Origin of the sequence: Paraburkholderia lebeckiae (genome assembly GCF_050436325.1) — a bacterium.
Lineage (GTDB): Bacteria > Pseudomonadota > Gammaproteobacteria > Burkholderiales > Burkholderiaceae > Paraburkholderia > Paraburkholderia tuberum.
Map to the genome: position 1 here is coordinate 1,317,412 of NZ_JBNDLZ010000002.1, position 12,314 is coordinate 1,329,725.

General features: G+C 64.1%; 10 protein-coding genes. 3 read left to right on the forward strand and 7 right to left on the reverse strand.

The window, feature by feature from the left end; translation table 11 throughout:
- Positions 1 to 197 precede the first annotated feature (197 nt).
- Complete coding sequence (locus tag OKW44_RS09225) at positions 198 to 1,556, forward strand: MFS transporter (RefSeq protein WP_018424694.1); 1,359 nt, start codon at positions 198 to 200, stop codon at positions 1,554 to 1,556.
- A 385-nt stretch (positions 1,557 to 1,941) separates the two neighbouring features.
- Positions 1,942 to 2,274 (forward strand): hypothetical protein, encoded by a 333-nt coding sequence (locus OKW44_RS09230; protein ID WP_018424692.1) that lies wholly within the window; start codon positions 1,942 to 1,944, stop codon positions 2,272 to 2,274.
- A gap of 63 nt (positions 2,275 to 2,337) precedes the next feature.
- Here OKW44_RS09230 and OKW44_RS09235 read toward each other — a convergent pair whose 3' ends face one another.
- The 6 genes from OKW44_RS09235 to OKW44_RS09260 form a co-directional block, all read right to left on the reverse strand.
- A complete protein-coding gene (locus tag OKW44_RS09235) occupies positions 2,338 to 3,528 on the reverse strand; it encodes a glycoside hydrolase family 53 protein (RefSeq protein ID WP_026226571.1) in 1,191 nt (396 codons plus the stop codon).
- Between the two features lie 162 nt (positions 3,529 to 3,690).
- Positions 3,691 to 5,655, reverse strand: a complete 1,965-nt coding sequence (locus tag OKW44_RS09240) for a beta-galactosidase (protein WP_018424690.1) — start codon at positions 5,653 to 5,655, stop codon at positions 3,691 to 3,693.
- Positions 5,656 to 5,715: 60 nt separating this feature from the next.
- Positions 5,716 to 6,567 carry a carbohydrate ABC transporter permease gene (locus tag OKW44_RS09245; RefSeq protein ID WP_018424689.1) on the reverse strand — a complete coding sequence of 284 codons (852 nt, stop codon included), beginning with the start codon at positions 6,565 to 6,567 and terminating at the stop codon, positions 5,716 to 5,718.
- Between the two features lie 27 nt (positions 6,568 to 6,594).
- Positions 6,595 to 7,500 carry a carbohydrate ABC transporter permease gene (locus OKW44_RS09250; protein ID WP_018424688.1) on the reverse strand — a complete coding sequence of 302 codons (906 nt, stop codon included), beginning with the start codon at positions 7,498 to 7,500 and terminating at the stop codon, positions 6,595 to 6,597.
- 76 nt (positions 7,501 to 7,576) lie between these two features.
- Positions 7,577 to 8,830, reverse strand: coding sequence for an ABC transporter substrate-binding protein (locus OKW44_RS09255; protein ID WP_018424687.1), 1,254 nt, complete (start codon positions 8,828 to 8,830; stop codon positions 7,577 to 7,579).
- Between the two features lie 117 nt (positions 8,831 to 8,947).
- Positions 8,948 to 10,087 (reverse strand): ABC transporter ATP-binding protein, encoded by a 1,140-nt coding sequence (locus OKW44_RS09260; RefSeq protein WP_018424686.1) that lies wholly within the window; start codon positions 10,085 to 10,087, stop codon positions 8,948 to 8,950.
- A gap of 202 nt (positions 10,088 to 10,289) precedes the next feature.
- Between OKW44_RS09260 and OKW44_RS09265 the strand changes: the two genes are divergently transcribed.
- Positions 10,290 to 11,306: a LacI family DNA-binding transcriptional regulator gene (locus OKW44_RS09265; RefSeq protein ID WP_018424685.1), complete on the forward strand. Its 1,017-nt coding sequence runs from the start codon at positions 10,290 to 10,292 to the stop codon at positions 11,304 to 11,306.
- Between the two features lie 4 nt (positions 11,307 to 11,310).
- On the opposite strand, the gene OKW44_RS09270 is transcribed toward OKW44_RS09265, so the two are convergent.
- Positions 11,311 to 12,210, reverse strand: a complete 900-nt coding sequence (locus OKW44_RS09270) for a 4-hydroxythreonine-4-phosphate dehydrogenase PdxA (protein WP_429410844.1) — start codon at positions 12,208 to 12,210, stop codon at positions 11,311 to 11,313.
- Between the last annotated feature and the right edge of the window lie 104 nt (positions 12,211 to 12,314).

The window sequence follows — 12,314 nt, forward strand, 5'->3', positions numbered from 1 at the left end:
TAGAGAATCTCGGTTCTTTATGCGAACAAATTCCCTCGCCCGGCGCGATTCCGTCAAACCGATCCGTCCGGGTGTGATTCATTGCCGACGAACGGTCAGTTGGCCCGCCGAAGGCATCGTACGCCGTTGCCAGACGGCGTACAGTCTTAGAGAAGAATAGCTCGTCGTGTCGGGCCTTTCGCTGCCAGGAGACCATCATGAACCGCAGCCCCGCTGTGAACGTTCAAACCTTCATCAACGAGCATCCGTTTTCGCCGTTCCAGTGGCTGATCTTTTTCATGTGCTTCATCATCGTCCTGCTGGACGGTTTTGACACTGCTGCGATCGGCTTCATCGCGCCTTCACTGATCACCGAATGGGGTATCAACAAGCCCGCGCTCGCGCCGGTGCTGAGCGCCGCGCTGTTCGGCCTCGCGTGCGGCGCACTCGGCTCGGGTCCGTTGTCCGACCGCCTCGGGCGTCGCTCGATGCTGATCGGCTCGGTGCTGCTGTTCGGCCTCGCCTGCCTCGCGTCGGCGTTCTCGACCGGCATCGACCAACTGACCGTGCTGCGCTTCGTCACCGGCGTCGGCCTCGGCGCCGCGATGCCGAACGCGGTCACGATGATGGGCGAATACTGCCCGGACAAGCGCCGCGCCACCGTGATCAACCTGATGTTCTGCGGCTTCCCTCTCGGCGCCGCGTTCGGCGGTTTCCTCGCCGCGTGGATGATTCCGCATCTGGGCTGGCGCAGCGTGCTGATCCTCGGCGGCGTCACGCCGCTGCTGCTGTTGCTGCTGTTGCTCGCGAAGATGCCGGAGTCGGTCCGCTACATGGTCGCGAATAACAAGCCGGCCGAGCGGATTCGCGCCGCTCTCGCGCGCATTTCCGGCGACGCGGTGCAGGCCGTCGGTTTCACGATGACCGAAACCGCGCCGCAAACCGGCGGCAAAGGTCTCGGCGTCGTGCTGTCGCGCTCGTACATCGTCGGTTCGGTGATGCTGTGGCTCGCGTACTTCATGGGCCTCGTGATCTTCTACGCATCGATCAACTGGATGCCGATACTGCTGAAGGACGCCGGCCTCACGCCGCAACGCGCGACGCTGATCTCCGCGCTGTTCCCGCTCGGCGGCGTCGGCGCGGTGCTGGCCGGCGTGCTGATGGACCGCTTCAACGCGAATCGCATCATCGCGGCCTGCTATGCACTGACCGCCGTCAGCGTGTACTTCATCGGTCAGGCGGCCGGCAACGTCGGCGCGCTCGTGCTGATCGTGTTCATCGCCGGCGTGCTGATGAATACCGCGCAATCGTCGATGCCGGCGCTCGCCGCCGCGTTCTACCCGACCGTGGGCCGCGGCACGGGCGTCGCGTGGATGCTTGGCGTCGGCCGCTTCGGCGGCATCGCGGGTTCGTTCCTCGTAGCCGAGCTGGCGCGCCGCCACTTTTCGTTCGGCGGCATCTTCGCGACGATCGCGGTGGCGGGTCTGCTGTCGTGCGTCGCGCTGCTGATCAAGCAGGCGGCACGGCCGCAGGCGGTGGACGCGGGTGCGTCGAAGACGGAGTCGTTCGGCCATTGAGCGTGCAATGAAATGTGCGCGCCAGCGGACCGGTAACGGTTCGATCGAGTGGTGACCCAGAGGCCGCCCTGCGAATCGCAGGGCGGCTTTTTGTTTCGCTGAACGCCTCGAATCTCTCGCTTACCAGAACGCGAGCAGTTGATCGACACACAGCAGCACGGCAATCAGAACCATCGCCGCGCCTGAAACCTGGCTAAAGGACCGGCCGCTGCCGCTGTGACGCATCGACGTCACACCCGTTCGCCTGCGGCATTGTGATCCACGGCGGCAAAAAGCGCCCCGGCCCACTTCCCGATACACTACGCAACAATTTTTCCGCGCGCGGCCCGGCGCGGCGATCACCGCCGCTTTCGCGCCGCCGCCGTCTCATGTCAGGACTCCGGTAATGAAACGCGTAGTCGTATCCGCGCTCGTCGCGCTGTGCATCGCGCAGCCGGCCGCTCAGGCCGTCGCGCAGACTGTCAGCGATCAATGTTTCGCGCTCGGCGATATCGCCGGCCAGGTCGCGTCGTGGCGCGCGCACAAAAAGACCAAAGCTCAGGCGCTCGAACAGGCCGCCCACTACTACAAAGACCCGTCCGACCGCGCGGCCGTCGACGCGATCATCGAAAAAATCTTCAGCCCCGACGCGCCCCACATGACGCCCGATCAGGCGAGCATGGCGATCACGTCGGAGTGCGTGAACCAGCACAAGGGGCAGGCATCGCCGGCACAGTGATGCCGGCGTGTCCCATGCGCGTAGCGGCTGGCGCGCATTCAGCCGCGCGTCATCCGCGATGCGCTAGCGCTGCCGGAACGCATCCAGCGACGACAGTGCATTGCCGTGGAAATCGAACAGCGTGTTGTTGTCCCACTGGTCGCCGGCGCCGACTTTCCACCCGACGTTCGGCGTCGGAATCCACTCGGGCTCCCACCAGAACACGCCCTTCCCGTGTCCGTCGGGGATCCCCTTCACGATATCGGTCACCGCGCCGAGAAACTGCGCCTGTCCGGCGGGCGTCTGCGGGTACGGCGAGGTGCCGACGTTGGTCATCGAGTCCGGTTCCGGATCGCCGTCGCTGGTCGTCCACGGATACGCGGTCTCGACGACGATCACGTCCTTCTCGTAGCGCGTCGCAAGATCGTTCACATTGCCCTGCAGGTCGCTGAACGAGCCCTGCCATTGCGGGTAATACGACAGGCCGATCACGTCGAACGTGACGCCACGCTGCGTCATGTTGTCGAACCACCAGCGGCTCGTCGCGTTGTTGCCGCCGCTGTCGATATGCAGCATCACCTTGATGCGCCCGTCGACGGATTTGACCGCGTCGTGCCCAGCCTTCAGTAGCGCCGCGAGGTTATCGAGCTGATCGTACTTGCCGAGCGGCCACAGCATGCCACCGGTGATCTCATTGCCGATCTGCACCCACTCGGGATGCACGCCGTCGCGCTCGAGCATCCGCAACACGTTCGACGTATACGCGGACAGCAGCGCGCAGGTCTCGGTGATGTCCTTGCCGGCCCAGTCGTGCGGCGGGTACTGCTTGCCCGGATCGGCCCACCAGTCGCTGTAGTGGAAGTCGATCAGAATACGCAGGCCGAGCGCGGCGGCGCGGCGCGCGAGAATGCGCACGTGCCCGGCATTGTTCCAGCCGGCCGCGGGGCTCTGATTGGCCGGAAAGAAGTCAGGATTGCCAGGATCGTTCCACACCTTGATACGGATCGAATCGACGCCGTGACGCTTCAGAATATGCAGGCAGTCGTGCGCCTCGCCATGCTCGTAGTACTTCGCGCCGTTCGCTTCGAGTTCGAGCAACGTCGAGACGTCCGCGCCCATCGCGAAGCGGTTTGCAAGCGCAGCGGCGTCCTGCGCCGTGGCGTTGCCGGGTGCCCCACCCTGCTCCGCCGCAACAGCGGGCGTGCCGAGCGTCGCGCCGACACCCGCCGCCGCAGCGGCGCCCGCCAGCCATCCCAGCATTTCTCTTCGGTTCATCCGTCATCCTCCATCGATTAAATGGCGGCTCTTTGCGGGCCGCCTGGTCCTGGTTTGATGCGTCCGTGCTGCAACCTTCGAGTTTTGAACTGCGAGTTTCTGACTGCTGTTACCACTTCCTCCCTGGTTGACTTCCTGACGTGACGTGACAACCACACTACGTCACGCGTCTTTCCACGCGCAGACGTCGCCGGTATTCAGGCGCGGCTCGCCGAGCACGAACGTCGCATTGCGCGGTGCTGGCGCCTGCACCGGTTGCGCGCCGAAATTGAATGCGAAGGTCAAGCCGCCGCGGCGGCGCAGCCGCAGTCCGTCGGCGAGTACCTGCGTATCGAGGCCCGCGTCGCGCGCCGCCTGCCGCAACAGCGTGCGATGCAGTTCATGCGACAGCCAGCCGGCCACATAGCGCACGTTGCCGTGCGTCAGCAGCGCGGGCCAGGCATCGTCGAAGCGCGCGGCAATGCGTGTCTCGCCATTGGCGCGCACATGCTCGCGCCAGTGCAGCGCGTGACCCTCGGTGCCGTCGATCGACAGCGCGGGCGCGAGCGTCGAGCGCAGCGTTTCGACTTCGAGCACCTGGATCGGCAGCGCGCGCTGCAACGCGCCGGGCGGCAGATTGCCGGGAATCGCGAACGCGTCGGTTTTCGAGCCGCTGCGTGGGCCGAACACCCATTGCGCGTTCGAACGCGCGATCTGCTCGACGAGCGCGGCGTCGATCACCGCGAGACTCGGCACCACGACTAGCTGATAGCGCGAAAGATCTGCCCGGCTCGACACGATATCGACATCGAGCCCGAGTTCGCGCAGCGACTCGTAGTAGTCGAACGCGAGCGTTTGGTAGTCGAAGCCCTTGCCGTGACGCTGGATTTCGAACATCCATTGGGTCTCGTAGTCGAATATCAGCGCGGTGACCGCGCGCGCGGGCGCGGCGAGCGTCGACAGCGCCGTACTGCCCGCGATCTCACGCGCGGCCCGTTGCACCTCGAGACCGCCCGGCGACAGTTCGTCGTTCGGCAGATTGAGCCCGGAATGCATCTGCTCCTGCGCATACGGGCACTGACGCCAACGGAAATACGACACCAGCTCCGCGCCATGCGCGAACGCCTCGTACGCCCATAGCCGCACCATGCCCGGCGCCGGAATCGGATTCCACGACGCCCAGTTCACCGGACCGGCCTGCTGCTCCATCACCCAGAAGCGCCCGTCGCCAATGCCCCGGTAGCGGTCGTGATCGAACGCGGACACGTCGGGATGTCCGGTACGCGCGAAGCGCGCCTTCTGCTCCTCCGGCAACGCGATCGACTCAGTGCGCGCAATCGGATAGCTGTCCCATGCGGCGACGTCGATCGCGTTGTCGGCGGCGAAGCGATAGTGATCGAAGGTCGTGAAAAAGCCCATGAAGTTGTGCAGCAGATCCGCGTTCGGCGCATGCTCGCGCAATACGTCGATCTGCTCGCGATGGAAGCTCGCCACCTCGTCGGACATGAAGCGGCGGAAGTCGAGCAGATGGATCGGGTTGGCGTCGGTGGGTGTCAGCGTCGGCAGGCCGATCCCGTCGAACGACGGGTACTCCATGCTCCAGAACACGTTGCCCCACGCGTCGTTCAACGCGCCGATCGTTGCGTAGCGCCGCTGCAGCCACACGTGAAAGCGCTGCAACGCCGCAGCCGAATAGCTCGGCACCGTGTCGTGGCAGCCGAGTTCGTTATCGGTCTGCCATGCGACGATCGACGGATGCCGGCCATAGCGCTTCGCCATCGCGGTGACGATGCGCACGCATTCGCGCCGGTACGTGTCGCTCGAAATATCGTAGTGACGCCGCGAGCCGAAATTCCAGCGCGTGCCGTCCGCGCGCACCGGCAACACGTCCGGGTGCGCGTCGACGAGCCACTTCGGCGGCGAAGCGGTCGGCGTGCCGAGCACGAGTTTCAGGCCCGCATTCGCGAGCGCGTCGACGGCTTCGTCGAGCCATAGCCAGTCGAATTCGCCGGCGCGCGGCTCCATACGGCTCCACGCGAATTCGGCGATCCGCACATGCGTGATACCGAGTTCGACCATACGTTGCGCGTCGTCGGCCCACATCGCGCGCGGCCATTGTTCCGGGTAGTAGCAGACACCAAGTTGCATGTGAAAGTCTCGTGGTGAGTTGACGTCGAGCCGTCGTTTCAATCGTGTTTCAAGCGCCGTTTATCCCTTGCTCGCCCCGAAGGTCAGTCCGGCGACGAAGTGCCTTTGCATGCCGAAGAACATCAGCACCGAAGGCAACGCGGCCAGCACCGAGCCCGCCGCGACGAGGTTCCACGCGGTCGTCCACTGCCCTTTCAGCGCGGCGACGCCCACCGTGATCGGCGCGGCGTCGTCGCCTTGCGTGAGGCACAGCGCCCAGAAGTAGTCGTTCCACACGAACGTGAACACGAGGATCGCGAGCGCGGCGAGCGCGGGGCGGATCAGCGGCAGCACGATGCGCAGATAGATCGTCCACTCGCCCGCGCCTTCGACGCGCGCGGCCTCGATCATCTCGAACGGCAGTTGCTTGATGAAGTTGCGCAGAAACAAGGTGCAGAAGCCGGTCTGAAACGACACATGAAAGATCACCAGCGCCCACACGGTGTTGAACAGGCCGAACTTCAACGCCATGTCGCGCACCGGAATCATGAGGATCTGGATCGGCACGAAATTGCCGGCGACGAACGCGAACAGCACGGCCGTGTTGCCCGGAAAGCGATACGTCGCCAACGCGAAGCCCGCCATCGACGCGAGCACGATCGCGCCGATCACCGACGGCACCGTGATCAGCACGCTATTGGCGAAGTAATGCAGCATCGGCGTTTGCGTGAGCGCGGTGCCGTAGTTCTCCAGCAACGCGAAGTGTTTCGGCCACGTCCAGTAGTCGCCTTGCGACAATTCATCCGTCGAGCGGATCGAGGTCAGCAGCACGGCGAGCATCGGCAGCAGCCAGATGAACAACGCCAGCGGCAGCGAGGCCTTGTAAAGCGTGCGATTCAGCGGTTTCCAGCGTTCGACGGGAAGCGGATACATGACCGGATACTCCTGAGGTTCAGAGAATCAGCGTTCCTCGCGCAACATGCGGCGCAGATGGAACACGATATAGACGAGCATGATCGCGAACAGCACGACCGCAATCGCGGCGGAATAGCCTTCGCGGTAGTACTTGATCGCCTGGTCGTACATGAAATAGGCGAGCACGGTGGAACTGTCGAACGGACCGCCGCCACTCATCACCGCGATCAGATCGAAGCTGCGCAGTGCGCCGATCACGGTCAGCACCACCGCCATGAAGGTGGCGGGCCGCAATTGCGGCAGGATCACGTGCCACAGCAGTCGCAGCCCTTGCGCGCCTTCCATGCGCGCAGCCTCGACCACTTCGGGATTGATACCGGTGAGCCCGGTCAGATACAGGATCATGCAGAACGGCGCCTGCGGCCACAGCGCGGCGAAGATGATGCCGAACGTGACCGTATGCGGATCGCCGAGTACCGGGATGCCACGGCCGACGATCAGCCGCAGCAGCCCGAACGTCGGATCGTAGAACCAGCTGAATACGAGACCGACCACGACGCCCGACAGCACGAACGGCGCGAAAAACAGCGACTTCACGACGCGCATGCCGCGCACGTGCTGGTTCAGATACAGCGCGAACAGCAGACCGAGAGGCGGCGCGAGCAAAAACAGCGCGAGCCAGATCAGGTTGTTCTTCAGCGCCGTATAGAACGTATCGGACTGAAACAGCTCGACGTAATTGGCGAGACCGGCGAAGGTCTTCGGCGTCATGCCGTCCCAGTGGTAGAAGCTCAGCGAAATGCTGCTGATGATCGGATAGATCACGCACAGCGCGAACAACGCGCAGCCCGGCAGCAGAAAGAAAAACGCGGCGCGATGCTGATGACGGCGCGTCGTCGAGACGCGACGGTGCCGCGCCGCGGGCAGGCGGCGCGCTGCGGTATGAGACATGGAACGGCCTCGTCGGAAATCGAAGGCGGAATCTGGGCGCCGTAGCCGGCCGTTCACGCGGCCGGCCCGGCGGGACTTACTTCTGGTAGATGCGCTTGCGCGTCGCTTCGAGATGAGCGAGCACGCTGTCGAGTTGCGACGGATCGCTGTAGAACTGCTGCATGCCCTTCATGCCTTCGTCGGCCATTTCCTTTTGCATATCGCGATCGTAGAACTGCGCGATGCCGCCCTTCGTGTTCGCGAGCGTCTGGAAGCCGACCTTCGAAATCGCATCTTCAGGCGGCGCCGCCTGGCTGTTCGACGGCAAGGTTCCCCAGCCCTTCGCAAGTTCGGCGTTGATCTTCGGCGTCTCCATGAACGCGAGCAGCTTGCGCGCGTCGGCCTTGTTCTTTGCCTTTGCCGGAACCAGCAGTACGTTGACGGGACCATCCTCGGCCATCGGCACATTTGCGTCGATCACCGGGAAGCGGAAAAAGCCGATCTGATCTTTAATCGACGGCGGGAAGCTCGCCGAAAAGAAGGTGCCCATCAGCATCATCGCGGCTTTGCCGTTGTTGAGTATCGGGCCGATCGAATCGACGTCGTACGACAGCGCGTTCTCGATGAAGTCGTGATTGTCGAGCAGGGTCTTCCACGTCGTGTAGACCTTCTTCACGCGCGGATCGGTGTATGGAATTTCGCCGGCCATCAACTTCTGGTGGAATTCGTTGCCGTTGATGCGCAGATCGAGATAGTCGAACCAGGCGGCCAGCGTCCAGCTATCGCGCGCGGCCACCGCGATCGGCGCGACGCCGATCGCCTTCAGCTTTTTGTTCGCTTCGAGCAGTTCGTCCCACGTTTTAGGCTCGCTCTTGATGCCGGCCTTCTCGAACAGATCCTTGCGATAGAAGAAGCCGTACGCGTCATAGCCGAGCGGTGCCGCATACTGCTTGCCCTTGTACGTCGACGCGTCCTTGACCGACGCATACTGCTGCGACCAGCCGTTCTTCGCCCAGTCCGAGCTCAGATCCTCGAGCAGACCGCGTTGCGCGTAATACGCCATTCGTTCGCCGTCGTGCCACGACACGACGTCGGGCGGATCGGTGGCGAGCCAGCCGCCCATCTGCACCTTGTATGCTTCCTCGGTCACGTAGGTGATTTTCAGGTCGATGTCGGGATTGGCTTTCTTGAACTGGTCGAATGCGTCCTGCCAGGTCGAGCGCTGATTACCACGCGCCGATACGTTGACGTTCAGCGTGGCCGCGTCGACCACGGCGCTGCCGAGCGCGCCGGCCACCACGGCCGCGGCGATCGACACCTGTGCAAAACGGCGAAGGCGAAGAGCGATCATCTATGTCTCCTTGTCTACCTTGTTGACCGGCTACGCAGTGTGGCCGGCGATGTAACCCGCTCTATGGCGGAATTCAGTCTGACGAACCGTTGAAGCAGGTCCGCCGTCGACGATCGATCAGGCGGCCGCGCGTTCCGGCTCGAACGTGCTACGCCGCAGCGCGAGTCCCTGTTCGTCGAACAGATGACAGGCAGCGGGCGGAACATGGACGCGGATGCGCTCGCCCGCGCCGAGCGGCGTATCGCCGGGCGCCTTCGCGATCAGCGTGCCTCCCGCGTGGTCCGCGTGGATATAGCTGTGCTCGCCGAGCCGTTCCGATAGCACGGTCGCGCACTGAATGAACTGTTCGTCGCCATCGAGCCGCAGATGCTCGGGGCGCACGCCGAGCGTGACGCGCTGGCCGCGTTGCAGCCGTTTACCGTCGACGTGCGCGACCAGCTTTTCCGCCCCGGCCACGAGCGCCACCGTCACACGCCCCGGTTCGATCGACTCGACGGTCGCATCGACGAAGTTCATACGCGGCGAGCCGATAAAGCCCGCGACGAAGCGCGACTTCGGGTGGTGATACAGCTCGAGTGGCGCACCGCTCTGCGCGATGCTGCCGAAGCGCTCGGCATCCGCGCCCGCATGCAGCAGCACGATGCGATCGGCAAGCGTCATCGCTTCGACCTGATCGTGCGTGACGTACACGACGCTCGCATTCGCGAAGCGCTGATGCAGACGCGCGATCTCGACGCGCGTCTGGCCGCGCAGCGCGGCATCGAGATTCGATAGCGGCTCGTCGAACAGAAACACGCCCGGCTCGCGCACGATCGCGCGGCCGATCGCGACGCGCTGCCGCTGGCCGCCCGACAGCGCTTTCGGATGTCGTTCGAGCAAGCTTTCCAGTTGTAGAATCCGCGCGGCTTCGCGGACCTTGCGCTCGATCACGTCCTTCGGCTGCTTCGCGAGCTTCAATCCGAACGCCATGTTGTCGAACACGGTCATGTGCGGAAACAGCGCGTAGCTTTGGAACACCATCGCGACACCGCGCTCGGCGGCCGGCACATCGTTGACGAGGCGGCCGCCTATATACAGCTCGCCTTTGCTGAGGTCTTCGAGACCGGCGATCATCCGTAGTAAGGTCGACTTGCCGCAGCCCGAGGGGCCAAGAAACACGCAGAATTCATGCTGCGCGATCTCGAGATTCACGCGCCGGATCACCGGCGGATGGTCGCCGTAGGCCTTTTGCACATCGCTCAAACGAATCGTCGCCATGCTGTCTCCGCCTTGATTTAACCGCTTAAATTTTCGCCGAAATAAAACGCCCCGGTCTTGTGCCGGCGGCATTTAATCGCTTAAATTCGAGTTCGACGGGAAAAGTCATGGTGGGTGTCTCCGTTACGTTTTTGAGAAAGTTAGCAATGTCGCAGGCCGTTTGCAACATTTGAATTGACCTCCCTAAATATGGGATAACGACATGGTCACGTTGTCAGAAGTCGCGAAACGCGCGCAGGTTACCGCCGCCACGGTCTCCAACGTGCTGCGCAATCGCGAGAAAGTCCGCCCTGAAACGGCTGAGCGCGTGCTGCAGGCGATCGCCGAGCTCGGCTACCGGCCGAACCTGAATGCGCGCGCGCTGGCCGAAGGCCGTTCGTCGACGCTCGCGCTCATGCTGTCGAACATCTCGAACCCGTTTTACCCGGAGTTCGTGCTCGCCGCCGAGCGCGCGGCGCGCAAGACCGGCCACTTCCTGATGGTCTGCAATACCGACGACGATGCCGAAATCGGCCGCGCGTATCTGAACCAGATTGCCGGCACGCTCGCCGACGGCGTGCTCGTGATGAACACGGACATCACGATCAACGACCTGTGCGCATCGGCGACGCATAGCGCGCCGATTCTGCTCGCCATGTGGGAGCACCCCGAGTCGCCGCCCGAGCTACCGTGCATCGCAGTCGACTTCGCGCGTGCCGGCGAGCTGGCCGCGGGGCATCTGCTCGGACTCGGCCATCGCGAGATCGGCTTGCTGATCGGCGACGGTTGCGGCGGTTTGCAGGACGCGCGCTCGAACGGCTTTCGCGCCGCGATGCGCATGGCTGGCATCGAAGCCGATGCGGCCGCCGTGCTGCAGATTCGCGACTCGATCGACGCCGGCTTCGCCGCCTGCATGGAACTGATGGCGAACCGCCCGCAACTGAGCGCGATCTTCGCGACCAACGACCTGCTCGCGATCGGCGCGATCCAGGCGTTGATCACGCTCGGCCGCTCGGTGCCCGACGACGTGTCGGTGATCGGCATCACCGACATTCAGCTCGCGCATCAGGTGCATCCCGCGCTGACCACGGTCGCGATTCAAACCGCGGCCGTCGCGGAGTTGTCGATCAAGAGCCTGATCCGTTTGATCCAGACGCCGGAGCGGCAGCCGTCGATGGAGCTCGGGCCACCGCCCGAGCTCGTGGTGCGCGCCTCGACCGGCCCGCGCAGGAAACGCTGACGCGTTAGTTCACGCGCTCCGTCGCCATCCGCGTGACGATGTCGAATGCCTTCTGCGTCGCGCCGACGTCGGCCTTGCCCTGGCCGTGGATGTCGAACGCGGTGCCGTGCGCGGGCGTCGCGATCGGAATCGGCAAGCCGCCGTGCACGGTCACGCCGCGCCAGAAACCCATCAGCTTCATCGCGATCTGGCCTTGATCGTGGTACATCGTGACGACGCCGTCGAAGGCCTTCTGGTCGCGCGCACGCACGAAGATCGTGTCGGCGGGAAACGGTCCCTGCGCGTCGTAACCGAGCTTGCGCGCGGCCTCGACGGCCGGCGCGATCACGTCGATCTCCTCGCGGCCGAACGCGCCGTTGTCGCCGTTGTGCGGATTGAAACCGCATACCGCGATACGCGGCTGCGGATGGCCGGCCCGCTTCAGGCCTTCGTGAATCAGCCGCACCGCGCCGACGATGCGCTCCTCCGACAGCTTCGCGCTGACGTCCTTCAATGCCATATGCGAGGTCACGCGCGAAGTCCATAACTCGTCGAGCACGTTGAACTCGCAGAAGCTGCCCGTGTAGCCGAGCTGCTTCGCGAACCACTCCATCTCGTCGCCGGTTTCCATGCCGGCCAGATGCAGCGAGGTCTTGTTGACCGGCGCGAACAGCATGCCTTGGGTGACGTTGCTTTGCGTCAGCGCGAGCGCGTGCCTGAACGCGGCGAGACTATAGCGGCCGCCGTGTTCGGTCGCCACCGCACGCTCGAAAGCTTGATCGCCGGGCAGACGGAAATCGATCAGCGACGGCACGCCGTCGCGTTGAAACGCGGCATGCGCATCTTCGACCACGTCGTAATCGAAGCGCTGCTGCGCGATCTTCATGCCGGTTTCCAGCTCGCGCCGGTCGCCGATGATCAGCAGCTCCGCGCGCGCCCGGTTCGCCCGCTACGCGAACAGACGCGCGATCAGCTCGGGACCGATACCGGCGGGGTCGCCAAGAAGGACTGCGATGCGTGGCTTCATGT

Coding starts and splice junctions, on each gene's coding strand:
- OKW44_RS09225 (WP_018424694.1), top strand. CDS start 198: ATGAACCGCAGCCCCGCTGTGAACGTTCAAACCTTCATCAACGAGCAT.
- OKW44_RS09230 (WP_018424692.1), top strand. CDS start 1,942: ATGAAACGCGTAGTCGTATCCGCGCTCGTCGCGCTGTGCATCGCGCAG.
- OKW44_RS09235 (WP_026226571.1), bottom strand. CDS start 3,528: ATGAACCGAAGAGAAATGCTGGGATGGCTGGCGGGCGCCGCTGCGGCG.
- OKW44_RS09240 (WP_018424690.1), bottom strand. CDS start 5,655: ATGCAACTTGGTGTCTGCTACTACCCGGAACAATGGCCGCGCGCGATG.
- OKW44_RS09245 (WP_018424689.1), bottom strand. CDS start 6,567: ATGTATCCGCTTCCCGTCGAACGCTGGAAACCGCTGAATCGCACGCTT.
- OKW44_RS09250 (WP_018424688.1), bottom strand. CDS start 7,500: ATGTCTCATACCGCAGCGCGCCGCCTGCCCGCGGCGCGGCACCGTCGC.
- OKW44_RS09255 (WP_018424687.1), bottom strand. CDS start 8,830: ATGATCGCTCTTCGCCTTCGCCGTTTTGCACAGGTGTCGATCGCCGCG.
- OKW44_RS09260 (WP_018424686.1), bottom strand. CDS start 10,087: ATGGCGACGATTCGTTTGAGCGATGTGCAAAAGGCCTACGGCGACCAT.
- OKW44_RS09265 (WP_018424685.1), top strand. CDS start 10,290: ATGGTCACGTTGTCAGAAGTCGCGAAACGCGCGCAGGTTACCGCCGCC.